Origin of the sequence: Hornefia porci (assembly GCF_001940235.1) — a bacterium.
Taxonomy (GTDB): domain Bacteria; phylum Bacillota; class Clostridia; order Peptostreptococcales; family Anaerovoracaceae; genus Aminicella; species Aminicella porci.
Genome location: NZ_MJIE01000001.1, coordinates 470,995 through 495,671 on the forward strand (window position 1 = coordinate 470,995; position 24,677 = coordinate 495,671).

A 24,677-nucleotide genomic window follows, 5' to 3' on the forward strand; every position below is an offset into this window, starting at 1 on the left:
ACGACACAAAGCGAGAAATGCTGTTTTTTGGTGCCAGACAAACTTGTCTATCCGTCTTTTCGCGTCATTCAATGCTCAACGATTGATTATAAATATAGCACGGGAATATGAACGGTTCTATCGCAGCTGTCTCTGAATAGAAACAGCGTTGACCTCCTTTCCCGCCGCGGATCACGTAAGATCAGCGGCGTCGATCTCGTAGTAGTCAAAGACTTGATCTGGCTTGACAATAGGCGGGTGGCGCTTCCTGTAAGTTTCGATGTCGAAGGCGTTTTTCTTGTCGTAATCCGAAAGGTACTTGTAACGGGGGTGCTTCGTGATGTCGTACTTGTCGGAGAAAAACGGCCTGACGCCCCGGAGCTGCAAGATACACTTGCCGCCGTCCATGACGGCGATCTCATCCTGCGTCATCAGCTCCTTGCCTAACTTCTGATAGTTGAGGCTGTGGGAGATCTCCCTGCCCCGGTTTTCCCCAGTGTTGAAGCTGTCGATCGTCTCCTTGCCGAGAATTTCCGAGATTTCTTTCAGCGTCGTTTTCTCCTTGCCGCCGAGGAATAAGGTGCTGTCACAATTCCCCACGATGGTATCTGCGTTGTCCCTGTAGATGGCTTTTAGCTGGCTCTGGCTCTGCAAGATGATAGAAGCCGAGATCTCCCGGCTTCGGATCGTGGCGATCAGCTTTTCAAACTTTGGGATCTGCCCGATGTTCGCGAACTCGTCCAAAAGACAGCGCACATGGACGGGGAGCCTCCCGCCGTACACGTCGTCCGCCTTATCACACAAGAGATTGAAAAGCTGTGTGTACAAGATGCTCACGACAAAATTGAAGGTGTCGTCGGTATCGGAGATGATAACGAACAGCGCCGTTTTCCTGTCGCCGATGGTGTCCAGCTCCATCTCGTCCGTTTCCATCAGTTCCCGCAGCTCTTTGATGTCAAAGGGGGCAAGGCGGGCACCGCAGGAGATGAGGATGGATTTTGCGGTTTTGCCCGCCGCCAGCTTGTACTTGGCATACTGCTTCACGGCAAAGTGATCCGGGTCTTTTTCCGCAAGCCGCTCAAACATGAGATCGACGGGATTCTGGAAGTCCTCGTCATCTTCGCGGGCTTCGCTGGCGTTAATCATGTCAAGGAGCGTTGTAAAGTTCTTTTCTTCCTCCGGCGCTTCATACCAGATATAGCCGATCAGCGCCGTGTAGTAGAGGCGTTCCGCCTTCACCCAGAAATCTTCGCTTGCTTTTTCTCCCTCGCCCTTGGTGTTGGCGATGATGGTGTTGACCAGCTTCAGGATGTCTTTCTCGCTGCGGATATACGAAAAGGGGTTGTACTTCATGCTCTTTTTGAAATTGATCGTATTTAAGACCTTGATCCGGTATTTGGCCCGCTGTAAGAGCTGGCCGCACTCCACCAGCAAAGTCCCTTTCGGGTCAGTCACGACATAGCTGGAATGGAGCTGCATCAGGTTGGGTTTCACGAAAAATCTCGTCTTGCCGCTTCCGCTTCCGCCGATCACCAGCACGTTTTTGTTCCTTGCGTACTTCGGATCTTTGGGGCGGCTGCTCATCATCAGCCGTTCCGTCTGGGTCAGGATCACGTTGTTGTCAAAGACGGGATCGATGTAGGGCTTTATATCTGCCGCCGTTCCCCATCGGGCCGATCCGTACTCAGTTCCTTTCCGATATTTCTTCGCGTTCCTGCCCTTGACATAGACGATCAGGCGGATGATCACGGCACCGGCGATCCCGACCTCCAGATCCGTGAGGTGAAAGCTGGGCGCGGCGCTTGCAAACGCGGCGGCAAAGCCTTTCCCCAGATAGAGGAGCCTGCCGGAGAGATCGACGCCGGGGGCAAGCCGGAACGCCTGGGCTGCCTTGTCAAAGAGATAGACAAAGAACAGATACGGGAGGTTGGGGAGGACCCATTTTTTCAGCGTTTCTGTGTTCATCGCTCGATCCTCCTGTCCTTGTTTTTTACTTTTGCCCGCTCCGCGTTCTTCTGCCGGGAGATCGTCTTAAATGCTGCCAGTGCTTTTGTAAGGGACGGCTTTTTCTCCTGCGTCAGCTTCTTTGCGGAAAACTCCTTAAAAGCGGACATGAGGACGTCCGAATCCCGTCCCTTGAAGAACACCAGGTAGCGGGGAGGGCTTTCGCTCACGTCCTTTTTCAGCGCGTAGTCGATCCCGTATTTCTTCGCTGTGCTTTCAAAGGCTTTGATATTGTCCCCGGTGATCTCGATATTGGAGACACCGGCGTTCTGCCGCATGAGCTGTTTTAGGGTCTGCTTTCCATGCGGGAGCTGTTTCTGCTTTCTCAGATCCTTTTCCATTTCGGCAAGAAAGCGCCTGACCGCCCTCTGCAAGACCTCCGCGGTGATCTTCGCGCCCTTGATATACAGGGCGATCACTTTTTCATTGACTTCATCCTGCATCCGAGACCTCCTTTCTCAGCTTCTTGCAGTCATCTGTCAGACCCGTACCCGGAGCCCGTTCAGGTCCTTTGTCCGGATCCCGGCCAGATACCAGTTGTCGCCGTACTCCATGCGGGCGGGCTTCCACTTACCGCGGGTAAAGACTTCCAGACAGTCCCCGCAGTCCAGCACGCCGTAATACTCGGCCAGGTCAAAGCGGATGTCATAGCGATCCCGGTATTCGTCAAAGATCAAGGTTCCCTGTCTCATGTGCTGCCCTCCTTACAGGCTGTCATTGCCGCTATAGGAATAGTCCGGCTGCGTGGATCTCTGCCGGCTGAACGCGCCTCCTCCGTACAGGTCGTGATTGACAAGTGCGGTGTAGTAGCTGTCGATCGTGGACGGGGCGTTGAACAGCGCCGCCTTTAGATACTGCTTGATGTTCCGGATCTCTGTCGTGTTTTCCCCCATGCAGTCCAGGACAAATCGGATATGTTCGCTGTCCAGCTTCATGAACTTGGCTTTCACCAGCTCTGCCGGATAGTCATCCCCGGCGATCCGGATCTTTTTTCTTGAGGAACAGACGGTCTCAAGGATCAGGTCAACGATCTCATTCAGCCGTTCCCTGTCCATCTGCTTGTCCTGCATGAGGAAGCTGTACTCGATGTTGTCCTTGATGATCTCCTCATAGACCTTGTAGGCGTCATTCGGTTCCGTTCGCTTCCCTTCCAGCGGCTCTGCCGCAGCCTCTTTTGCGGGAGAGGGGACAGGAGCACGGAAAGGATCGGAATCGGTATTTGATCCATCTTTATTTTTTGGATCGGTAATTAGTTTCTCTTTATTTAATTGCATTGGATTTTCCGATACCGGATCATCCGATGTCGGATCTTCCAATACCGGTTTTACCGATGTTGGATTTTCCAACACCGGCTGTTCATAGATGGTATAGATCATTTCCGCCATTTTTCCGTTTGTGTCCCGGCTCTGGCTGCGGCGGATATATCCGGTCTTTTCCAGTTCCCAGACAGCAGTGCGGATCGCGTCAATGCTTTCCCGGTTGATATGGGACAGCCCGGCAAGGGTATAGTCCCAGTCCTCCGGAAGTGAAAGCATCTGGGACAGCAGCCCCTTTGCCTTTAGGGAAAGCTCCCTGTTTCGCAGGTGATGATTGCTCATCACGGTATAGCCCTTGTTTTTCTCCACTCGGAATACTGCCATAGTCTTACCTCCTGAAATATTGATCCTGTTACGCAATAGAACGGTGATTCCCGGGGAAAAGGAATAAACCTTTTGCCTCGCTGCAATCGCGCCCGGAAAACGGCTTCTGGCAAGACAGAAATGCCGCCCAATGCGTAACAAGGGGCATAAAAATAGCGGCATAGATCTCTGATGTTCTATGCCGCCGATAGATCGAAAAAGGAATGTCACCTTTTGGAAACATCCCTTTTTCGCTCACTTATTCGATTTTCAGTTTTGACCTGCTTGTCCGCTGCCAGTAAAAACGCTGATTTTACTGCATTTCTTCATGTTTTCTTATGTCAGCATAACATCTATAAGAAGTGTAAGAAAATACGGGGTTGAGAATGTAAAGTCCAGATCATTCGCCTCGCCCTCGAAGCTACGGTCAAGTTGGATAAGCATCTTTCTCTCATTGAAATTCACGACATAGTCTGTATTCCAGATACGCCCGTTATCTTCGACCTTTTCATATCTTACAGCAACGGTATTCCCATTCCTGTATTCTTCAATGTCAAGCCAACATTCATCGCTTTCATATTTTACGTTCATAGTCTTGCCATCCCACTCAAGTCCTGGAATGACATTTTCCTCGTGCTGGCTTTCCTGGTTCCACTTTATTACCAGCTCTACAAATTTCTCCTTTGTAAGAGTGTCATTGACATCAAGCATCGTTGAGTAAAGTATCATAGAATAAACCCTCCTTGGCAGTTCGCCACACTGTAGCTAAGTATCTATTCTCATAATCCCCACCTTGGATGAATGTCCCCCCGGCTTCAAACTAAACATTACACCTACTGCAATCGTTATCGAATATATTCTGTTATATTATAACTATTAATCTAAATAAATAAAAGATAGTGTCAAGATTTTTTCGCAAATTCAATTTCAGCCACCGGATTCCTGGTAGTTAGCCGGCAGACGCCTCAGCCGTTTCAGTATTGTTCATAAGTTCCATCTGGAACAGATGATCCATGTTGAGATACCGCTTGGTTCCCCAATCCGAAGCCGCTACATAACGAAGTCTGGCGCAAACCAGCATCAGAGCACTTTGCCCGTCTGGAAACGCCCCGATTGCCTTGGTACGCCGCTTGATTTCCCGGTTGACTCGCTCGGTTACATTGTTGATATTACACTAAATTATAATAAAGCAGCCGATTACCCATTCAATTAGCAAGCGGCTTTGTCATTAAATCACCTCAAAATGTTTCAATGCATCCTTTATTGCTTCAACCTTCTCTGGAGTCGGATGTTTTCTCGGCTGTTTCAGTTCTTCTACCGCGTTGGGAGCATCATGCACGGGAAGGCCGTAAGCTCTCTTTATTTCCGCTATATACGCAGTATGTACTTTGAAACCGAATTTATCTTCTATGTACTCTTTTATCCTTTTATATGTAACCGTCTCCTTTGGTTTATATTTTTCTGCTCGTTCTGCTATTTTATCAAGTGGCACCTTGCCTTTTCCCTCGCCAAACTCCACTTTTACGTGGATATGACTGTCCGGAGCCTTGTGGGAAAGCAGTACTACCGTCTCCACATGTCGCGTCATCGGGAAATTGTCGTATGGCCGGACGTACTCGGCCTCGTATCCCAGTTCGGCGAACCAGGTCAGATTTTTCACCAGGCTTTTGGGGTTGCAGGAGATGTAAAGGATCTGCTTCACGCCGTAGGAGGCGATGCGGGTTACGGCCTCCTGCGACATGCCTGCCCGCGGCGGATCGACGATGATCACATCCGGCTTGTCCTGCCGTGTGTCCAGAACGGCGAACACATCGCCGCAGACGAACTCGCAGTTATCCAGTCCGTTCAGGGCTGCGTTCTCCCGGGCAGATTCCACACTTTCCGGAACGATTTCGACGCCCAGAACCCGGGCGGCGGACCGGGCGGCAATCTGGCTGATCGTACCGGTGCCGCAGTACAGATCGAAAACGGTTTTCCCCTCCAGGTCGGGGATCAGTGCGAGTGCCTCGCTGTAAAGGCGCTCCACGGCATCCACATTCGTCTGGAAGAATGCGAATTCATGGACGATGAACCGGAGCCCCAGAAGCTCTTCGTAATAATATTCCCGTCCGTAGAGAAGACGCAGCTCGTCGCAGGCCACCGTATCGGCCAGCCCGTCGTTCAGCGTATGCATGACGCCGACGATTCTGCAGTCCAGAGGCAGCGCCAGAAGTCCCTCCTTCCAGGCTTCCTCATCGAACTCACTCTGGGAAGAAGTTACGATGTTCACCAGAAGTTCGCCGGTTCTCACGCCGCGACGAACAACAAGATTCCGCAGAAGCCCCAGATGGGATTTTTTGTGATATTTCACGTATCCCCGGTTAGTGCAGAAATCAAGAGTGAACCGCAGAATACGGTTGAAATCGGGATGTACCAGCTGACACTCGTCCACCGTTACAATAGACATGAAGTTTTTTATTTTGTGCATCCCAAGGCACAAAGGACCGTCCTTGACCATGTCGCCGAAGGTGTACTCCATTTTGTTGCGGTAGCCGATGCGCTGCTCTCCGGGGCATCCCTCGATGGGAGCGAACTGCGCGGGAGTGATTTCCGCAGAGGAAAAAAGCGACCGCACCGCATTTTCCTTTGTTCTGAGTTGCTCCTCGTAGTCAGTTCCCTGGTAGGTGCAGCCGCCGCAAAGCTCGTCATGTCTGCAGATGTTATGCTGTTCCATAGTATTTATCATAGAATTCCTTTTTAAACTCAGTAAACCGGTCTTCCTCAATCGCCTTCCGCATTCCCGCCATCATATTAATCAGGAAGTGCAGATTATGATTGGACAGAAGCATCGCGGACATCATTTCTCCGGCCTTGAACACATGGCGGATGTACGCTCTGCTGTAATTCCGGCAGGTATAACAGTCGCATTCCGGATCCAGCGGGCTGAAATCGCGCTCAAACCGGGCGTTCTTGATGTTGATTCTACCGCGGCTCGTGGTGGCCAGACCGTGCCGCGCGATGCGGGTAGGCTCCACACAGTCACACATGTCAATGCCCCGTTCCACGGCCTCAAAGAGATAATCCGGAGTGCCGACTCCCATCAGATACCGGGGCCGGTCCTGGGGAAGATAATCCACACAGTCGTCCAGAATTTCCAGCATCTGCTCCTTCGGCTCGCCCACGGAAAGCCCGCCGATGGCGTATCCGGGGAAATCCATCTCCACCATCCGCTCCGCGCATTCCCTGCGGAGATCCCGGTACATGCCGCCCTGCATGATCGCGAACAAAGACTGACGCTCCCTGTTCCGGTGCGCCGCCTTGCATCTCTCCAGCCAGCGCAGTGTGCGCTCCATGGAGTCCCGGATATATTCTCTGTCGGCGGGATACGGCGCGCATTCATCGAAGGCCATCATGATATCGGAGCCCAGTGCGTTCTGGATCTCCACAGCCTTCTCCGGCGTCAGAATGTGCCGTGAACCGTCAATATGACTCTGAAAGCGCACGCCCTCCTCGGTGATCTTCCGCAGCTGCCCCAGCGAAAACACCTGAAATCCGCCGCTGTCCGTCAGAATCGCGCGGTTCCAGTTCATAAAGCGGTGCAGGCCGCCGGCCTCCCGGATAAGCTCGTGCCCCGGCCGCAGATACAGATGATACGTGTTGGAGAGAATGATTTCCGCCCCCATCTCCCTGACCTGCTCCGGCCGCATCGCCTTGACCGCGGCCTGTGTGCCCACCGGCATGAAGACCGGAGTCTGAATGTCGCCGTGAGGCGTATGAATCACGCCGCGCCGTGCTCCCGTCCTCCGGTCCTGATGAAGCAGTTCATATGTTATCGCATCTGTCATAGGGTGTCCCCTTTTTTCTTTTTGTTCTCATCGGCATTCTGAACGCGGCTCCGTTCCTCCTGTGCTCCGCCGGGCGCGCCGTGCTCCGACACCACCGAGAAGAATACCAGGTCCTCCTCGCCTTTGTTCGCCATTCCGTGTGAATGTCCCTTGGGGCAGTATCCGCACATTCCGGCCTGCAGTTCCTCCTCCACGCCGTCATATACCGCAGAGGCCACGCCCTGCAGGATATACATGATTTCGGAACAGTCCTCGTGCCGGTGATATCCGATGGATGCTCCCGGCTCCAGCTTCATAAACATGATGCGATTATCCGTGTCCTTGTACATACGCACCACGGTATCCTTTTCGCCGCCCCTGAAATTCGCCCATTTCAGCGTCGGCATCTTGTTAAAATCCAATATCATTTCAACCTTCCTTTTCTATCGATGCACCCACCGATAAACCTTATAAAACTAGCCCATATTGCTGCTCACGGTCTTCTGCGGAACCGCGCGGTATCTATTCGATCAGCATGGCGTCACCGTAGCTGAAAAAACGATATTGCTTTTCCACCGCCTCTCGGTACGCCTCCAGAATCTTCTCCCGGTCGTACAGCGCGGAAACCAGCATGATCAGCGTGGATTTCGGCAGATGGAAATTCGTGATCAGCGCATCCACGATTTTGTACTCGTATCCGGGATAGATGAAAATTCCGGTGCTCCCGTGCCCCGCCTTCACCAGATAACGGCCGCAGGCTTCATCATAGAAGGCCGCGCTTTCCAGCGTTCTGGTCGAGGTGGTGCCGACCGAGACAATGCGGCCGCCTGCGCGGATCGTCTCGTTGATTACGGAGGCAGTGTCCTCGTCCACAAAATATTCTTCGAAGTGCATCTGATGCTCCTCGATGTTTTCGCACTTCACTGGGCGGAATGTTCCGATTCCGACATGGAGAGTCACATACGCAAGCTTCACGCCCTTTTCCTGCGCCTTCCTGAGCAGTTCCTCAGTAAAGTGAAGTCCTGCCGTAGGTGCCGCCACGGATCCGTCCACCCGGCTGTACACCGTCTGATACATATCCCGGTCCTCATCAGTGCTCTCCCTCTCAATGTACGGCGGAAGCGGCATTTTCCCGAGTTCCTCCAGACGTTCCATGAAAATCCCGTCATAGCGAAAACGGACCTTTCTCGTTCCTCCTTCGCTGTAATCCAGAATTTCCGCCCGCAGTCCGCCCTCGCCGAAACTGACGGAATCTCCGGGCTTCAGGCGCCGCCCCGGACGGACCAGTGTTTCCCACACATCGCCTTCAATCCTTTTGCTCAGCAGGAACTCGACGTGCGCGCCGGTTCCCTCCTTCTGTCCGAACAGGCGAGCCGGGATCACCCTGGAATCATTCAGGACGAGACAGTCCGTCGGCTTCAGATGCTCCAGTATGTCGTAAAAATGCTGATGAAGGATCGTTCCGTGCTCGCGGTTCAGAACCATCAGCCGGCAGTGATCCCGCTGCTGCTCCGGAGTCTGAGCGATCAGCTCCTTCGGCAGCTCATAATCAAAGTCTTCTATTCTCATACTTTTCTCATGCTTTCTTCGTTACTCTCTCCGTATTGCCTGTCACAAGTCCCGTATTGCTGCGGAAATCCGCAAGGCTGTACCCGCCGCGCTTTTCACGGCGCTACAGAAACTTGATCTGCGCATCTTTTTCTTCACCTTCCCCGGCGTGCTCTTCCTCCTCTGAGAATTCACGGCGGTCGTCCTCATAGGGATATCTCAGACCCATATGCTCATATCCCAGCCGGGAGACCATGCGTCCCTTCTGGGTGCGGTAGAGCAGTCCGGTCTGGATCAGATATGGTTCATAGGCGTCCTCTATGGTGATTCGCTCCTCCCCGATAGAGGCTGCGATTGTATCGATACCCACCGGTCCGCCGCCGAACCGGTCGATGATTGTAGACAGGATCTCACGGTCCAGACGCTCCAGTCCCAGACTGTCCACCCCAAGCGCTTTCAGCCCTTCCTTTGTTATCGCCAGATCGATCCGCCCGTTCCCCGCACCTGGGAGAAATCTCGGATCCGCTTCAGAAGACGGTTCGCGATGCGGGGAGTCCCCCGTGAACACTGCGCCATCAGAAGCGTCGCGTCCTCGTCGATCTCCACGCCCATCAGCCGCGCCGAACGCCTGATGATGTCCGCCAGTTCTTCCTTTTTATAAATCTCAAACTTGCTGATGACTCCGAACCGGTCCCGCAGCGGGGCTGACAGACTGCCCGCGCGGGTCGTCGCACCGATCAGCGTGAAACGGGCGATATCCAGACGAATAGACCGGGCGGACGGTCCCTTTCCGATGATGATGTCCAGTGCGTAGTCCTCCATGGCGGAATACAGCACCTCCTCCACACTGCGGTTCAGCCGGTGGATTTCATCAATGAACAGAACGTCGTTATCGTTCAGATTGGTCAGAATCGCCGCCAGATCTCCGGCTCGCCCGATCGCTGGACCGGAGGTAATCTTAATATCCACGCCCAGCTCGTTTGCGATGATTCCCGCCAGCGTCGTCTTGCCGAGTCCCGGGGGGCCGTAGAACAAAACATGATCCAGGGGCTCTCCCCGCAGTTTCGCCGCTTCAATAAAGACTTTCAGGTTGCCCTTGGCGTCCGTCTGTCCGATAAAATCCTCCAGATGCTGCGGCCGCAGGAGAACCTCCTGCCCGGCCTCCGCAGCGCCCGCACTGGATTGCGTAATTCTCTCTGATTCCATGATCTGCTCGCTCCGTTACATCTGCTTCAACGCGTTTTTAATATATTCCTCCGCACTGAGTCCCTCTGCTCCAACCTTTCCTACCGCGTTTTCCGCTTCGCTCCTGCTGTATCCCAGGGCCATCAGCGCATTCACCGCTTCGGAACGTTCACTGGTGAATACCGCAGTGCCCTCCGCGGCAGACTCCGGACTGAATTCACCGAAATCTCCCACCTTGTCCTTCAGATCCAGAATCACGCGTTCCGCGGTCTTCTTTCCCACGCCGCTGGCCGCCGAAACAGCCTTTGTATCCCCGGCCGCAATCGCTCTGCGGAGCTCCATCTGAGGCAGAATCCCCATAATAGACATCCCTGCCTTGGCGCCCACGCCGTTCACCGTGATCAGGAGGCGGAAAAGTTCCAGCTCATCCCTGCTCTCAAAGCCGTACAGACTCATATCATCCTCTCTGACGATCATCAGAGTATATACCTTCACCTCAGCGCCTTCAGGATTCTTATACAGTCCGGAATTCGCGGGAAGGCTGACCAGAAATCCGATGCCGGACGCGGTTTCGATCACTGCGGTCCCGTCCGGATTCGGATGAAAGCTTCCCCTTAGAAAACGTATCATATTATCCTTTTCATTCCTCTCTTTTTCAGTTTCTCCAGCCTCTGAACGGCTCCCGCCGAATGGCCGTGGCAGATTGCGGCGGCAACCGCATCCGCTGTATCGTCCGGCCTGGGAACCTGCTCCAGATTCAGAATGGTCTTGACCATGGCCTGAACCTGTTTTTTGTCCGCGCGGCCGTATCCCACCAGCGCCTGCTTGATCTGAAGCGGCGTATATTCATACACGTCCAGGCCTCCGTTGACGCACGCCAATATGGCGACGCCTCTGGCCTCCCCGACATGAATTACCGTCTTCGCGTTGTTATTAAAAAACAGTTCTTCTATGGACGCTTCCTCCGGGCGGTACCTCTCGATGACGGCCGTAAGCTCCGAATACAGATGCCGGAGCCGAAGAGGCATCTCCACTCCCGCATCGGTTGTAATTGAGCCGTAGTCAACGGCTCTGAAGCGGTTCCCCTTCATATCCAGTACGGACCATCCCATGATTGCGTAGCCCGGGTCGATTCCAAGTATTCTCATCCGTTACCTCTCCTGCTTTGACTGTTTCATCAATTATACTATAAGAACAGATGTTTGTCTATCCTGGGATAATAATTAGCATTCCATTTTTTGCATAATTGTGCTATAATATTCACATATTACCGATTTGTACAATTCTTTTTCGATAATCGGGGAGGAAATTATGCGTTATTCAAGGCAGAACAAAATATTGGAGCTGATTGCCAACAATGAGATTGAAACTCAGGACAAACTGGCAAGTATGCTGAAAAAGGAAGGATTCGACGTTACACAGGCAACAATTTCCAGAGACATCAAGGAGCTGCAGCTGATTAAAGTTCTCTCTGCGAGCGGAAAGTATAAATATGCAGTCAGTACCCGACACGATGCGCCGATTTCGGACCGGTTCGTGAAGATTTTCCGGGAAACCATCATTTCCTTCGCATCGGCGCAGAACCTGATCGTCATCAAGACGCTGTCCGGCTGCGGACCGGCCGCCGGAGAGGCTATCGACTGCATCGGGCTGCCGCACGTCGTGGGCTCTATCGCAGGGGACAACACCCTGCTGCTTGTCGTTGACAAAGAGGAGCACGTTGAGGAGATTCTCTCCATTTTCAACGACATGCTCATTATGAAGAACAAAAAATAATCCGAGTCATGATACAACATCTCTTAATACAGAATTTTGCGATCATCGAAAATACAGAGATTGAATTTGAAGACGGTCTGAATATCATCACAGGCGAAACAGGCTCCGGTAAATCCATCGTGATTGAAGCCGTGAGCCTGGCGCTGGGAGCGCGGGCAGACTCGTCTTTTGTGCGCAGCGGAAAAGATAAAGCCGTCATTCAGCTGGCCGCCTCTCTCGACGGTCAGGACTATGTGATCACCCGGGAGATTTCCGCCGCCGGAAAGAATCTGTGCCGCCTGAACGGACAGCTGGTCACCCTGGGCGAAATCGCAGCGCTGGCTTCCCGGATCGCGGACATCCACGGTCAGTACGACAATCAGAATCTGCGGGATCCCCGGCAGCACCTCGCTCTCGTCGACCAGTACCGGGACGCCGGGATCAGCCCTCTGCGTGCGGAATTCGATGCGGCGTATGCGGCGTACAAAGAAAGCCGCAGGCAACTGGACGCCCTGCTCAGGTCGGAGAAGGAAAGCCGGAAAAAAGCAGATTTTTATCGGTTCGAGCTGGCGGAAATCCAGCGGGTGGATCCCCGGCCGGAGGAGGACGAAGAGCTTACTGAGCAGATTGCGATCCTGCAGAACAGCGAAAAGATTTTCAGCGCTGTTGAATCCGCCTACGGACCGCTGGACGAAAACGAGTTTAACGTGCTTTCCTCAATGGGAAATATTCAGTACAGCCTGGAAAGCATCCGGAGCTTTTCCCGGGAGTTTGCGGAAACTGCTGACATTTTCAACGATGCATATTACGGACTGCAGGATGTGGCTGCCCGGCTCGCCGGCATCCGGGAACAGATATCTTTCCGGCCGGAGGAGCTCGATAAGCTGATTTCCAGACTGGATCAGATCGATGAGCTGAAAAAGAAATACGGCGGCTCCATCGGCGATGTGCTGGCGTACCGCGACAAAATACAGCAGGAGCTCTCTCAGCTTGAAAACTTCGATGAACTCCGCGGAGCGCTGGAGCAGGAGACAAAGCAGAGGCTCCGGGCGCTCCGCGCCTCCGCCGCCGCACTGACCGAAGTCCGGCAGGCAAGCGCGGAAGCTCTGGGAAAGGCCATCGAAGCCGAGCTTCACGACCTGAATTTCGACAGCGCCAGATTCGAGATCCGCATTTCCGCCGCGCCGGCAATTTCCGCGGAGGGAGGCGACGAAGCTGAGTTCCTGATTTCCACCAATCGCGGAGAACCGCTGAAGCCTCTGATCCGGGTAGCCTCAGGCGGCGAAATTTCCCGTATCATGCTGGCAATCAAAAATATCACCGGCACCTATGAGAAAATCCCGACCATGATCTTCGACGAGATCGACGCCGGGATCAGCGGTATTACGGCAAGCATCGTCGGCCGAAAGCTGCGGGAGATTTCCGCCTCTCATCAGATCATCTGCATCACCCACCTGCCGCAGATCGCCGCCTGTGGAGACGCCAATTATAGGATCTGCAAGGAAACCGACGCGAACAGCACGTACACTCACGTGGACCGGCTGGATGAGGAGGCCGCTGTTGATGAAATCGCGCGCCTGCTGGGCGGCGAGATAATTACGGAAACCACACGCAGGAGCGCGCGTGAGCTTATCTCCGGAAAGAAATAATGTTCCTGCATCAATGAACAAATGAAAACAGTCCCCCGCATCAGTGTTCATCGCCGATGCGGGGATTTTACCGCCGAAAAAAAGCTCCTCCGCGCCTGACGCAGGGGTTTTCCCTTTGCAGCATTTCCCAAGATAGGGACAACTGCTGCAGTCATCGCACCCTTACACCCGGCTTTTCGATACATAACCGTTTTGCCGTTTTTTTGCCGGCTGGACCGATAGTTTAATTCCTTCCCGTTTCTGCAGATACAACGATCTCTCTCCACATCATATTTCATGGAGAGACGGTATTTCATCTCTTTCTGGTATTTACGGAACTTTTTTTTAGCTTGAAAGAGGGCTGCTCTTGAAGTATTCCGGGCGCGCGGCAATGCGATATCCGCAGGAGCAGATGCAGGAAGACACGAAGTGAAGCAGAAGAATAGCTAAGTCCCAGGAACTGTTTGAGCAGCAGTTATACTGCGAGTTTTCCCGGGACTCTATTCTTCCTGAGCTGAGTGCCCTGATATGCCTGCGACGAGGACCTGGCAGAACCGCGCGCCCGGCATACGAAAAGGGCTGTCCCATTTTGAGACAGCCCCTCTTTCGCAGGTTTGCATAATATTATATTACGTTACGCATTTGTCCGTGCCAGGGTTATATGGTAGCTTTTACCGGAGTCGGGATGCGCTCTGCGGTCTGCCGCATCATCGCGTCCGTGCAGGCAAGCTCATCGATGAGCTTCGCGTCCTCCGCCGCTCTGAATTTCGGTTCACAGGGCTTCAGCGCACCGCCCAGGATTTCACCTTCCTCCGCATATTTGTACATCGGAACCGCATCATTCATCTCCTCAGAGATATCGTATTCATCCTCAAAGGAGAATTCCTCCTCGAATACGTGCGCAAGCTCTGCCGCAATCTCCCAGTTGCTGAAATCAACATCTTCATCGATAGCGGGTTCAACCGGCATCAGTCTCCGCTCGGTATTCGTGTAGGTTCCCGACGCGCTGGCGAATCCGGTCCCCGGAAGGACAACGTCCGCCTTTTTCGCGGTCTCCGTCATCATGACGTCGGACACGCCCAGGAACTCCAGGCCGGACAGGTCCGCATCCGTCGGATCCTCGCCGAAGATCAGCAGTCCCTTCAGACCATCCATCGCTTCAGCTCCCGCGTAGATGCCGAGATCCACCAGTCCCTGAGAATTGTTCTTAGGCTTCACTTCCAGGATTCCGTCGCGCGGCGTACCGATATGACCGGACAGCATCGCGATTTCACCGATCAGCCGCGCCGCCTCTGTGGACAGCACATTCTGCTGGTATACGATCATCGCTTTCTTCGCGCCGGCATACATTTCCGCAACACTTCTGCACTCATCACAGAGTTCTACGCCCTCCAGCGATTTAACAAAGGCGTCAAAGCCTTCCGCGTCGCTGGTCTTTCCGTTCTCCACCAGATACTTGGCGATTCTCTTCAGGAATTCTGTGCTGTTGTCGACATTGATCACCTTCGCCGCGAATTCCCATTCATCCTGCGCGCCTTCTGTATTCAGTACGATGACGCTGGCGCCTCTTTCCGCCGCCTGCTTGATTTTATTCCAGATCACCGCGTTTCTGTTCTTGATGAAGCCCGGTACCAGAATCACATCTGTTGACAGCAGCTCGTCGATGGTATTCGGAGAGGCCTCGTGATCCAGGCCCAGAACCTCGCTGACTCCGCTCGCCCTTCTGTTAAAGGTAAAGGTACGGGCGCCGATGACATCCGCGAACTTCTTGATCGCATACGCCTCCTCATTGGTATAACGGTCAGAGATCGCAACGCCGATACTCTCTGCGCCGTGTCTCACTCTGACTGCCTCGAGTTTTTTCGCCATCATCACAAAGGCTTCATGATAATCCGTCAGACGGAAACCGTCTCCGTCCTTGATTCTCGGATCGACGATTTTGCCCTCCAGGACGGAAGCGTCAAAGCCCCATTTTCCTTTGGCACAGCAGATTCCCGCATTCACATAGCCTTCTTCGTCCGGGTTCGCCTTGATCAGCATGTCCCCGTAGGATTCCAGATCCAGAGAGCATCCCACTGAGCAGTAGGAGCACGTCGTTTCCGTAATCTCCGTATCCAGCGGAACTTCCTTCTGAACCGTCTGCTTCTCCTGCAGTGCTCCCGTCGGGCAGCAGGCCACACACTGGCCGCAGGATTCGCATCCGGATTCGGCCAGAGGCTTCATCATGTTCGGCATCACGACCGTGTCGAATCCTCTGTTCACCAGTCCCAGAGCGCCTACGCCCATGACCTCGTCACAGACTCTGACACAGAGACCGCAGAGAATACATTTGTCCGTGTCCCTGGCGATGAACGGATGATCGTCCTCAAACTCGGTCAGATTCTTCTCGCCGCAGAAGCGGTCGGACTTCACGCCATACTGGTTGGACAGCTCGATGAGCTTACATTCATAGTAATCGTGGCATCCGCACTCCAGGCAGCGGTTGGCTTCCTTCACCGCCTGCTCTTCTGTCAGGCCGCCGAACACAACCTCGGAGAAGTTGTCTTTTCTCTCTGCTGCGGACAGCTGATCCGCTTTTTCACGGCAGATCCGCTCTCTGTCTTCAAAGGTTTTCTCGGTGATGTCGTCTCTTTCCACAAAGAACGGTTTCTCGTATTTGATCGTCTCGCCGTTCAGATAAGAGTCGATGACCTCCGAAGCCTTTTTCGCGTCAGCGATAGCTTCAATGGCGATGGAGATTTTGTCGTTTCCGCAGTCGCCGCCGGCGAACACGCCCGGCATGCTGGTCATATAGGTGTCAGGATCGTAGGCGATCGCGTTCTTCCTGGTTTTGTCCACATCGAAAATGCTCGCGTCTACGGCCTGCCCGATGGCCAGGATCACCGTATCGATGTCGATAGTCTCGGTCTTTCCTTCCACAGGAACCGGACGGCGGCGTCCGGACTCATCCGGCTCGCCCAGCTCCATGCACTGGAGCACGACCTGCTTCACATGACCGTTCTCGTCCTTCAGAATCTCCTTCGGATTCGTCAGGTTCTTGAAGATTACACCTTCCTCTTCAGCCTCTTCGATTTCCAGCATATCGGCCGGCATCTCGTCTTTGGTTCTTCTGTAAATATTGTAGACTTCCTTTGCGCCCATTCTGACCGCGGTTCTGCAGGCGTCCATCGCCGTGTTTCCGCCGCCGACGATGGCGACCTTTTCACCGAAGTCAATCGGTTCGTTTCTAACCACTTTGCGCAGGAAATCAATTCCGCCGATGACGCCTTCCGCATCCTCACCCGGACATCCGACACCGGTGGACACCCATGCGCCGATTCCGAGCAGCACTGCGTCGAAATCTCCGCGGACTGTTTCAAACGGAATATCCTCGCCTACCTTGGTGTCCGGTACGATTTCAACGCCCATGGCGCGGATCAGCTCGATTTCGCTGTCCAGAACCTCCTTGGGAAGTCTGTATTCCGGAATTCCGTAGCGGAGCATTCCGCCCAGCTTGGGCATCGCGTCGAAGATAGTGACCTCGTGACCCATCTGGCGCAGGAAATACGCGGCAGAAAGTCCCATCGGACCTCCGCCGATGATCGCAACGGATTTTCCGGTCGGTTCATCAATTTCCGGAAGATACTGCTCCTCCGCCATCAGATCGTTATCCGCAGCGAAACGTTTCAGAGCCATAATGCTGATCGGCTCGTCCACCAGCGCTCTGCGGCAGTCATCCTCGCAGGGATGCGGGCAGACGCGTCCGATGCTCGCCGGAAGCGGAATCTTGTCCTTAATCAGCTCGTTCGCCTTCTCATATTCACCGTTGGCGATCAGTCCGACATATCCCTGACAGTCGGTTCCGGCGGGACATGCCAGGGAGCACGGGCCCTTGCAGTCTCCGTTATGGTTGGATACCAGCAGCTCCAGGTTCGTCTTTCTGGATTCCAGAACGCGCTCTGTGCTGGTCATCACGACCATTCCGTCCGCGATGTCCGTCGCGCACGCCTTACAGAGCTTGGGGTTTCCCTCAACCTCTACCACACAGATGCCGCAGGCACCGTAAATCTTTGTTCTCTCATCATAGCAAAGTGTCGGGATGAAGATATCATTCTCCCGGGCAACCTCAAGGATCGTCTGTCCAGGAAGGCCGAATACTTCTTTGCCGTCAATATTCATTCTGAATTTTTTCATCAAATATCCTCCTTCCTATTTTCTGACGACTGCGCCGAAGTTGCAGTGCTCCTCGCACTTGCCGCACTTGATGCACAGCTCCTGATCGATAACGTGCAGACCCTTGACCTCGCCGGTGATGGCGTTGACCGGGCAGTTTCTCGCACACAGAGTACATCCCTTACATGCGTCCGTGATCTCGTAATGAATCAGCGCCTTACATGATTTCGCTGTACATGTGTGATTGTAAATGTGATCTTCGTATTCGTTCCTGAAGTAGCGGATCGTGGAGAGCACCGGGTTTGGCGCCGTCTGTCCCAGACCGCACATCGCGCCGTCCTTGATCTTCCGGGCCAGCTCCTCCAGCTTCTCAATGTCGCCGTCTTCACCCTTTCCTTCGGTGATCCGCTCCAGGATTTCAAGCATTCTCATGGTTCCCAGACGACAGTAGTTGCACTTGCCGCAGGACTCTTTCTTTGTGAAATCCAGGAAATAACGCGCCATATCCACCATGCAGGTGTCCTCGTCCATGACGATCATTCCGCCGGAGCCCACGATCGCACCGGTCTTGACAATATCCTCATAGGTGACCGGCGTATCCTCCAGATCTGCCGGAATACAGCCTCCGGACGGTCCTCCCATCTGAACGGCCTTGAACTTGCGGTCGTTCTTGATGCCGCCGCCGATGCCGTAGATGACGTCTTTAATCGCAAGACCCATCGGAACCTCAACCAGTCCGCCCTTCTTGATCTTTCCTGCCAGAGCGAATACCTTGGTTCCCGTAGAAGGCGCCTTGCCCAGCTTCGCGAAGGCTTCGCCGCCGTTTTCAATGATCCATGCGACGTTCGCATAGGTCTCGACGTTATTGATATTGGTCGGAAGCTGCCAGTAGCCCTTTGCTGCCGGGAAAGGTGGCTTCAGCCGCGGCATACCGCGCTCGCCCTCCAGGGAGGCGATCAGTGCGGTCTCTTCTCCGCATACGAACGCGCCGGCTCCGGCTTTGATACGGATATCGAAGTCTCTGCCTGTGCCGAAGATGTTCTTGCCCAGGAAGCCTTTTTCTCTCGCCTGCGCCATCGCGATCTCCAGACGCTTAATCGCCAGAGGATACTCGGCACGGCAGTAGATGATGCCCTCCGTAGCTCCCATCGCGAATCCGCCGATGATCATGCCCTCCAGTACGGAATGGGGATCGCCCTCCAGAACGGAACGGTCCATGAACGCTCCCGGATCGCCTTCGTCCGCGTTACATACGATATATTTTTCTTTTCCCGGATTATTCTTGGCCGCGTTCCACTTGAACCAGGTCGGGAATCCGGCTCCGCCTCTTCCTCTCAGGTTGGAAACCTTGATGACGGAAATCACCTCGTCCTGTGTCATGGATGTGAGAACCTTCTTCGAGGCCTCATATCCTCCCACGGCAATATATTCCTCGATGTGCTCCGGGTTGATGATGCCGCAGTGGCGCAGCACGACCCGCTGCTGCTTGCTGAGGAATTCCTTGTCCTCATCCGCAAGCGCGAACTCCTCCACAGGCTTTCCGCCCTGCAGGTGTTCTTCTACAATCCGCTCGACGCGATCCGGCTGCACCTTGACATACCGGGTCATGTCCCCGTTGTCTTCGTAAACATCCACAATGGGCTCCAGATAACATGTGCCCACGCAGCCTGTGATGGTCAGCTCCGCGTTGACATTCCGGGCTTCCATCTGTTTTTTGAATTCCGCTTCGGTTTTTTTGGCGCCGGTTGCAATTCCGCAGCTACCCTGTCCGATTACTACTTTCATCCCTGCACCTCCTAAGCTCTTTCTCTGATTTCACCCAGGATCTGCTGAACCTTGTCCTTGGTCAGGTTTCCATAGGTTTCATCACCTTCGCTGCTTCTTATCATCATGACCGGTGCCAGAGAGCAGCATCCGAGACATGCTACGTTGTTCAGCGTGAACAGGCCGTCCTCCGTCGTCTCGCCATCCTTAATGTTGAGATACTCAGAAACCGCCTCTTCAATATGGTCCGCTCCGTTTACATGACATGCCGTTCCCTTACACAGCATGATCAGGTACTTGCCGACCGGCTGCAGTCTGAACTGTGCATAGAACGTGGCTACGCCGTAAATCTTGGCCGGTTTGATCCCTGTTGCCTCAGAAATATGATTGATCGCCTCAACGGACAGATATCCGTAGATATCCTGTGTCTGCTGAAGGATCGTGATCAGACTTCCGGGCACCTTCGCGTATTTGTCCAATACGAGGTCCAGTTCCCTGAACTGTTCCTGATTCGCCCCGCCGCAACAATTTTTCTCATTCATATATGACCCTCCTGTTGCTCATTTAACTTTAACGTAATTATTATACTGAATTTTGTGACCAAAATCAACGCGGGCGCAGTGAAATATGCGCCTGTATAGAAAAATATGCAAGGCGTGATTCAATATCGCATCACCCTTTTCTTCTGCGATTCAGTTTCGCACCGCCAAAGTCGATTTCCATGTACAGCAGTGCGAAAATCATCAGCGCCTCGCCGATGTATCCGCGAACGGTCAGCACCTCGTGCGCCAGGAAAAACGCGGTGACGCCGGCGAAAACCGGCTCCAGTGAAAAGATGATCCCGACATGGGACGCCTCCGTATACTGCTGGGCGATGGGCTGCACGATAAACGCGATTCCCGTACAGAACAGAGACAAAAAGATGACCGCGCCCCAGACAAAGGCCGTGTGGGGATGCGCCAGAGGCATCTCTGTCGCGAGAGCCATCACCAGCATGATTGCGCCGCAGGCTCCCAGACTGATGACGCCCATCTGATAGGGCTCCACTCTGGCGTTCCGCACCGCGCGGGAAGTGATCACGATATCGACGGCATAGGCAAATCCGCATCCGAGGCTGAACAGATCTCCTTTAAGATGCGCCATATTAAAGGAGAAGTCCTCCTTCAGCGTCATCAGTGAAATTCCGGCGATGCAGAGGATCACCGCGACGATGATTTTCCTCGACGGTTTCCTTCGGAAGAACAGGAAATCGAGAATCGGCGTAAAGAACACGGTCGTGGAACACAGGAACGCGGAATTGGAGAGCGTTGTATACTGCACGCCCAGAGTTGCTCCTGTGTAGACAAAGGAAAGTGCGACGCCGACGGCGATTCCCGCGAAGAAAGTCTCCCCGCTTATATGCCTCATCTTCGGAAAAGTCCCTGCGACAGCCACCGCAAACGCACCCAGGAACCGGTATGCGTTCAGGGTAAATGTGGACAGCTCCGTCAGCGAAACATTCATAAGATAGTAGGAAACGCCCCAGAACAAAGTGATCAGAAGCAGCATCATGTCTGCTCTGACCTCCTGCTTCCGGTCAATCTGCACAGATACTTCTTTTTTCATTCTTCTGCAATTCCTCCGCTGTAAATTCAATAATCTTCTGCTTCTGCGGTTCAGATCCGCGCGATAAACATCTCCAGCGCCAGTTGATGAGGAATCTCTCCCGTCAGAAGCGCCGCATAGGTTTCGTAGCTATCTTTCAGCATCTCCCGGAGCTTTTCGGCAGAATACCGGGACGCGTACCGCATGGCCTTTTCGACCCGGAACGAATGGATTCCCGTATATTTGCTGATGGCGGCCGCTGAGGACGGCCCCGCCGGATCGTCCATAAATTCCCGAATCTCCATCATCAGCTCTACCTGGGAAATGATGGCGGCTGCGGTGGGGATGCTGCTGTATGTATCTCGTTTTATTTTGTTATTGAGGATCTCCAGCGCCCCGGATTTATCATTTCCGCTGATTCCGTCCAGCAGATCGAAGATAAAAGTATCTCCCTCACCGCTGACAGACGCCCGCAGATCCTCTTCCGTAATCGCGGCGCCGGAAGAATGTGCGATAACCTTCCGGATATCGTTATCGAAATTGAAGAGATGATAATTGCTTTCCTTATTCAGATATCCTGTCATCTGGATGAGCATCGCGAGCTGCCGATCGCTGATTTTCTTTCCTGCCCCCTCAAACCGTTTGGATGCGAAGCTCTTCAGTTCTCCGCTGGTGAGCTGGTTGAACACATACTCGCCGCCCTGCTTTTTCATAGCTTTCACCAGCCGGCTGCGTCCGTCGGTTTCGTCGTTGGAAAAAACCGCGATTGTGCCTTTGTTCGGGTCGGAAACATACCGGATGAGCTTCTCAACCGATTCCTCGCCGTAACCCTTTATTCCCGATACTGATTTCAGCGGTCTGAAATTCGGTACCCAGACCAGACGTTTTTCCGACATCATGGAAAACGTCTCGCACGCATCAATAATTTCCTCCGGAGTCGGAGTCTCCAGCACAACATAATCCACAGACTGCATCGTGGGAGAGACATAGCGCTCTCTCAGCATTCCCACGGCCCACCTGACCACAAACTGCTCCACGCCGTGAAACATCAGAATGTCGGGCAGTTTTCCCTTATTCAGATTGTTTCTAAACTCATTGAATCCAGGAGCCGCGGTCTTTCTTGCTGACATAACTGTTCCTTTCCTTCCTTCGGTTGCAGGCAGTCTCAGGCGAATGCGACAAAAGCCCGTCCGCCTGTCAGAACCGACCTTGTAATGAATAGTTTATACATCTTTCGCCGAGAAAGCAAGCGAGATTTTCATCCGGTTTGTGACAGGACCCGCACCTGTTGCAGCCCTCATCCGGACCCGCGCCTGTTCGTCACCACCTTCAGTCCGTTCTTTGTCGCTATAATCCCCACAGCGCCCTGCCGGTCTGTTCGAAACACCCGGGCTCCGCAGTCCTTCAGCCTGCGCAGAGTTTCTTCGGCGGGATGGCCGTAAGTGTTCCGTCCTACGCTGATAACCGCGATTTTCGGAGATGCGGCCTTCAGAAATTCCCGGGTCGAGGAATACCGACTTCCGTGATGAGCCACCTTCAGTACATCACATTTCAGCGCATCGGTGCCCCGGTACCGGTCCATCAGCATCCGCTCCCCCTCGCCGGTGATATCCCCGGTGACCAAAATCCGGATTCCCCGCACCGTGACGCGGAAAATCATACTGTTCCGGTTCTCATCCTCCACGCCGTCGTCCCGCCGTACCGGCCACAGAATTTCAACGGTTTCTCCGTTTCCCAGGTCGATACGCTGTCCCGCGTTCCCGCTGAGAACCGTTCTGCGTACCGGATAGACCGCCTTCAGCTCCTTCAGACCCCGGTAATGGTCGGTATGGAGATGCGTTGCCAGAGCCAGATTCACCTGCCTGTGACGGTTTTTCAGAAGATACGGCTTCAGGATCTTCTTTCCGACATTGTATTCCTTTCGTCCGCCGCCATCCAGAAGAACGTCTGCACCGGCGGCGGTTCTGATATGCAGACAGTCTCCCTGGCCCACGTCCACCATCACCGCGCAGGCGTCGTCGAAGGGCGTCCGGTCCGCGGCCGCGAAGATCAGTGAAACCCCCAGAATGCACACGCCCGCCGTCCGCAGGAAAGCTCTGTCTCCGCGGTGCCGCCGGACAGAACATGTCTCGGAGACAAGGAACAATACGCACAGATAGATCGCCGCTATCAGCGCAAGAGGCGGCGATACGACATCGACGGAAAACAGTCCCCGCTGTGACAGCAGTCTGTTGCAGCCGGTCATCATCTGCACGACGCCGCAGAACACTTCACCGGGAAGTCCGGGCGTTCCCGCGGCCACGGACAGCAGAAGCGCCGCCAGTCCTGCCGGAACCGCGATGGAAAGCAGGAAGATGATGGGAACATTGCACAGCAGTGAAAGAAGCGGAATATAGTTGAACATATATGCGGTATACGGAATCATTCCGCCCTGCACCGCCAGCATCGCCGCCGCCTCCTCAGGAACGTGCCGCTTCAGCGCCGGCGTCAGGAAATTGATGAAGATCACCGCCAGGAACGACATCTGAAATCCCGCGCCGAACAGCGCGTACGGCTGGTGCAGAAGAACCAGCATCGCCGTCAGCGACAGCGCACACAGCAGATCGTACCTGCGGTCCAGCGCATCCCCAAGCACCACAAGCAGAATCAGCAGAACCGCCCGGGTCACCGAAACAGACCACAGCGTCATTGTCCCGTAGAACAAAAGAAAAAACACCAGGCCCGCTGTAGCGGGAACAGATTTTCTCTTCCTCGTAAGACGCCGGTATACGCCGTAGAGCACTCCGATATGCAGGCCGCTGACCGCCAGCACGTGAGCGGTGCCGTTTGACTGAAAATCTTCATAGATCCGCTCATCCATCGCGGAAGTATCGCCGAACAGAAGACCCCTGACGACGCCCTTTGTTTCCTCATCACAGGAAAGGCGTGCCATAAACCGCTCCCTGATTCCCAGGATCCGGCGCTTACTGAAGGACAGCGGATGAATTCCTCCGGAGGGACGGAGACGAAAAGCGTTTGCCGTGCCGATATGGCTGATTCCCCGGCTCCGGAGATACAGCCTGTAGTCGAAGCATCTGGGATTTCCGGCGGAATCCGGTGCAGACAGACGGCCGTAAAAGCAGACGCGTCTGCCGGTAAGTCTCCAGCACTTCTTCACCGGAGCATAACAGCGCAGCAGGATTTTCTGCCGCAGAAGGCGCGGCACCTTCCTTCCATTATATTCAAGAAGACGGCACTCCATCCGTATTCCCTTATCCGCCGGTTCGGCACTGAGGACCTCCGCCTCCATGGGGCAGACCGCGCTGCCGTTATATTCTGCGCCTCCGGCCCAGGCGATATCCGACGAAAGCAGGCAGAGCACCCCGCATACATAGAACAGCAGAAGGAAGACCGCCAGGTCTCGCCGGTCAGACTTTGTTCTCCGAATAAAAAAGGCGGCGGGAAGAATGACACCCAGGGACGCGATCCGGGAGAAATGCCCGGCCGCAATCCCGGCGATCAGCATCAGCGCCGCGCCGGTTAATTTTCTTCTCATGGTTTCCTCCACAAGAATCAATCGACGCCTTAATTGTATTACATTTTTTTCCAGTTTTCAACCCATTTCTGAAGATTTCTTTGGAACCCCAGAAAAATCTTAACTTTACAACCCTTGTATG

Annotated in this window: 19 protein-coding genes and 2 pseudogenes; 2 read left to right on the forward strand and 19 right to left on the reverse strand. The window is 53.9% G+C overall.

Features of this window, described 5'->3' with window-relative positions; translation table 11 throughout:
* Positions 1 to 171: 171 nt before the first annotated feature.
* The 13 genes and pseudogenes from BHK98_RS02130 to ruvC form a co-directional block, all read right to left on the reverse strand.
* A complete protein-coding gene (locus BHK98_RS02130; RefSeq protein ID WP_075711995.1) occupies positions 172 to 1,944 on the reverse strand; it encodes a VirD4-like conjugal transfer protein, CD1115 family in 1,773 nt (590 codons plus the stop codon).
* Positions 1,941 to 2,426, reverse strand: a complete 486-nt coding sequence (locus tag BHK98_RS02135) for a PcfB family protein (protein WP_075711996.1) — start codon at positions 2,424 to 2,426, stop codon at positions 1,941 to 1,943. The genes BHK98_RS02130 and BHK98_RS02135 overlap by 4 nt, the downstream gene beginning before the upstream one ends.
* A gap of 36 nt (positions 2,427 to 2,462) precedes the next feature.
* Positions 2,463 to 2,675, reverse strand: coding sequence for a DUF5348 domain-containing protein (locus BHK98_RS02140; protein WP_075711997.1), 213 nt, complete (start codon positions 2,673 to 2,675; stop codon positions 2,463 to 2,465).
* Positions 2,676 to 2,687: 12 nt separating this feature from the next.
* Positions 2,688 to 3,623, reverse strand: a complete 936-nt coding sequence (locus tag BHK98_RS02145) for a DUF6017 domain-containing protein (protein ID WP_075711998.1) — start codon at positions 3,621 to 3,623, stop codon at positions 2,688 to 2,690.
* A gap of 315 nt (positions 3,624 to 3,938) precedes the next feature.
* Positions 3,939 to 4,331: a hypothetical protein gene (locus tag BHK98_RS02150; RefSeq protein WP_075711999.1), complete on the reverse strand. Its 393-nt coding sequence runs from the start codon at positions 4,329 to 4,331 to the stop codon at positions 3,939 to 3,941.
* A gap of 220 nt (positions 4,332 to 4,551) precedes the next feature.
* A pseudogene (locus tag BHK98_RS02155) lies at positions 4,552 to 4,767 on the reverse strand (transposase); the annotation flags it as partial.
* Between the two features lie 63 nt (positions 4,768 to 4,830).
* Positions 4,831 to 6,327, reverse strand: a complete 1,497-nt coding sequence (rlmD, locus tag BHK98_RS02160; protein WP_245796804.1) for a 23S rRNA (uracil(1939)-C(5))-methyltransferase RlmD — start codon at positions 6,325 to 6,327, stop codon at positions 4,831 to 4,833.
* Positions 6,302 to 7,426 carry a tRNA guanosine(34) transglycosylase Tgt gene (gene tgt, locus BHK98_RS02165; RefSeq protein WP_075712001.1) on the reverse strand — a complete coding sequence of 375 codons (1,125 nt, stop codon included), beginning with the start codon at positions 7,424 to 7,426 and terminating at the stop codon, positions 6,302 to 6,304. The genes rlmD and tgt overlap by 26 nt, the downstream gene beginning before the upstream one ends.
* A complete protein-coding gene (locus tag BHK98_RS02170; RefSeq protein WP_075712002.1) occupies positions 7,423 to 7,833 on the reverse strand; it encodes a cupin domain-containing protein in 411 nt (136 codons plus the stop codon). The genes tgt and BHK98_RS02170 overlap by 4 nt, the downstream gene beginning before the upstream one ends.
* A 94-nt stretch (positions 7,834 to 7,927) precedes the next feature.
* Positions 7,928 to 8,974, reverse strand: coding sequence for a tRNA preQ1(34) S-adenosylmethionine ribosyltransferase-isomerase QueA (queA, locus tag BHK98_RS02175; protein ID WP_075712003.1), 1,047 nt, complete (start codon positions 8,972 to 8,974; stop codon positions 7,928 to 7,930).
* 103 nt (positions 8,975 to 9,077) lie between these two features.
* Positions 9,078 to 10,159 (reverse strand): annotated as a pseudogene (gene ruvB, locus BHK98_RS02180) (Holliday junction branch migration DNA helicase RuvB).
* 15 nt (positions 10,160 to 10,174) lie between these two features.
* Complete coding sequence (gene ruvA, locus BHK98_RS02185; RefSeq protein ID WP_075712004.1) at positions 10,175 to 10,768, reverse strand: Holliday junction branch migration protein RuvA; 594 nt, start codon at positions 10,766 to 10,768, stop codon at positions 10,175 to 10,177.
* A complete protein-coding gene (gene ruvC / locus BHK98_RS02190) occupies positions 10,765 to 11,286 on the reverse strand; it encodes a crossover junction endodeoxyribonuclease RuvC (protein WP_075712005.1) in 522 nt (173 codons plus the stop codon). Before ruvC ends, ruvA begins: the two co-directional genes overlap by 4 nt.
* Before the next feature lie 163 nt (positions 11,287 to 11,449).
* Between ruvC and BHK98_RS02195 the strand changes: the two genes are divergently transcribed.
* Positions 11,450 to 11,914: an arginine repressor gene (locus BHK98_RS02195; protein ID WP_083628011.1), complete on the forward strand. Its 465-nt coding sequence runs from the start codon at positions 11,450 to 11,452 to the stop codon at positions 11,912 to 11,914.
* 8 nt (positions 11,915 to 11,922) lie between these two features.
* The gene (gene recN, locus BHK98_RS02200) at positions 11,923 to 13,542 is read left to right on the forward strand and encodes a DNA repair protein RecN (RefSeq protein ID WP_075712006.1); all 1,620 of its coding nucleotides are present in this window, start codon (positions 11,923 to 11,925) and stop codon (positions 13,540 to 13,542) included.
* Positions 13,543 to 14,178: 636 nt separating this feature from the next.
* Here the strand turns inward: recN and BHK98_RS02205 are convergent.
* The 6 genes from BHK98_RS02205 to BHK98_RS02230 form a co-directional block, all read right to left on the reverse strand.
* A complete protein-coding gene (locus BHK98_RS02205; RefSeq protein WP_075712007.1) occupies positions 14,179 to 17,694 on the reverse strand; it encodes an NAD(P)-binding protein in 3,516 nt (1,171 codons plus the stop codon).
* Between the two features lie 15 nt (positions 17,695 to 17,709).
* On the reverse strand, positions 17,710 to 19,458 hold the full coding sequence (locus BHK98_RS02210) for an NADH-quinone oxidoreductase subunit NuoF (RefSeq protein WP_075712008.1): 1,749 nt from the start codon (positions 19,456 to 19,458) through the stop codon (positions 17,710 to 17,712).
* Positions 19,459 to 19,469: 11 nt separating this feature from the next.
* Positions 19,470 to 19,979 (reverse strand): NADH-quinone oxidoreductase subunit NuoE, encoded by a 510-nt coding sequence (nuoE, locus tag BHK98_RS02215; protein ID WP_075712009.1) that lies wholly within the window; start codon positions 19,977 to 19,979, stop codon positions 19,470 to 19,472.
* Between the two features lie 130 nt (positions 19,980 to 20,109).
* Entirely contained in the window at positions 20,110 to 21,042 is a 933-nt protein-coding gene (locus BHK98_RS02220; protein WP_075712010.1) for a DMT family transporter, read from the reverse strand.
* 50 nt (positions 21,043 to 21,092) lie between these two features.
* Entirely contained in the window at positions 21,093 to 22,151 is a 1,059-nt protein-coding gene (gene holA / locus BHK98_RS02225) for a DNA polymerase III subunit delta (RefSeq protein WP_075712011.1), read from the reverse strand.
* A gap of 167 nt (positions 22,152 to 22,318) precedes the next feature.
* On the reverse strand, positions 22,319 to 24,556 hold the full coding sequence (locus tag BHK98_RS02230; RefSeq protein WP_075712012.1) for a DNA internalization-related competence protein ComEC/Rec2: 2,238 nt from the start codon (positions 24,554 to 24,556) through the stop codon (positions 22,319 to 22,321).
* Between the last annotated feature and the right edge of the window lie 121 nt (positions 24,557 to 24,677).

Excerpts from the sequence above, each read along its gene's own strand:
- ruvA (WP_075712004.1), bottom strand. The coding sequence starts at position 10,768 with ATGATACGTTTTCTAAGGGGAAGCTTTCATCCGAATCCGGACGGGACC.
- BHK98_RS02140 (WP_075711997.1), bottom strand. The coding sequence starts at position 2,675 with ATGAGACAGGGAACCTTGATCTTTGACGAATACCGGGATCGCTATGAC.
- BHK98_RS02210 (WP_075712008.1), bottom strand. The coding sequence starts at position 19,458 with ATGAAAGTAGTAATCGGACAGGGTAGCTGCGGAATTGCAACCGGCGCC.
- BHK98_RS02135 (WP_075711996.1), bottom strand. The coding sequence starts at position 2,426 with ATGCAGGATGAAGTCAATGAAAAAGTGATCGCCCTGTATATCAAGGGC.
- holA (WP_075712011.1), bottom strand. The coding sequence starts at position 22,151 with ATGTCAGCAAGAAAGACCGCGGCTCCTGGATTCAATGAGTTTAGAAAC.
- BHK98_RS02205 (WP_075712007.1), bottom strand. The coding sequence starts at position 17,694 with ATGAAAAAATTCAGAATGAATATTGACGGCAAAGAAGTATTCGGCCTT.
- BHK98_RS02145 (WP_075711998.1), bottom strand. The coding sequence starts at position 3,623 with ATGGCAGTATTCCGAGTGGAGAAAAACAAGGGCTATACCGTGATGAGC.
- BHK98_RS02230 (WP_075712012.1), bottom strand. The coding sequence starts at position 24,556 with ATGAGAAGAAAATTAACCGGCGCGGCGCTGATGCTGATCGCCGGGATT.
- rlmD (WP_245796804.1), bottom strand. The coding sequence starts at position 6,327 with ATGATAAATACTATGGAACAGCATAACATCTGCAGACATGACGAGCTT.
- nuoE (WP_075712009.1), bottom strand. The coding sequence starts at position 19,979 with ATGAATGAGAAAAATTGTTGCGGCGGGGCGAATCAGGAACAGTTCAGG.
- BHK98_RS02130 (WP_075711995.1), bottom strand. The coding sequence starts at position 1,944 with ATGAACACAGAAACGCTGAAAAAATGGGTCCTCCCCAACCTCCCGTAT.
- BHK98_RS02220 (WP_075712010.1), bottom strand. The coding sequence starts at position 21,042 with ATGAAAAAAGAAGTATCTGTGCAGATTGACCGGAAGCAGGAGGTCAGA.
- recN (WP_075712006.1), top strand. The coding sequence starts at position 11,923 with ATGATACAACATCTCTTAATACAGAATTTTGCGATCATCGAAAATACA.
- ruvC (WP_075712005.1), bottom strand. The coding sequence starts at position 11,286 with ATGAGAATACTTGGAATCGACCCGGGCTACGCAATCATGGGATGGTCC.
- BHK98_RS02195 (WP_083628011.1), top strand. The coding sequence starts at position 11,450 with ATGCGTTATTCAAGGCAGAACAAAATATTGGAGCTGATTGCCAACAAT.
- queA (WP_075712003.1), bottom strand. The coding sequence starts at position 8,974 with ATGAGAATAGAAGACTTTGATTATGAGCTGCCGAAGGAGCTGATCGCT.
- BHK98_RS02150 (WP_075711999.1), bottom strand. The coding sequence starts at position 4,331 with ATGATACTTTACTCAACGATGCTTGATGTCAATGACACTCTTACAAAG.
- tgt (WP_075712001.1), bottom strand. The coding sequence starts at position 7,426 with ATGACAGATGCGATAACATATGAACTGCTTCATCAGGACCGGAGGACG.
- BHK98_RS02170 (WP_075712002.1), bottom strand. The coding sequence starts at position 7,833 with ATGATATTGGATTTTAACAAGATGCCGACGCTGAAATGGGCGAATTTC.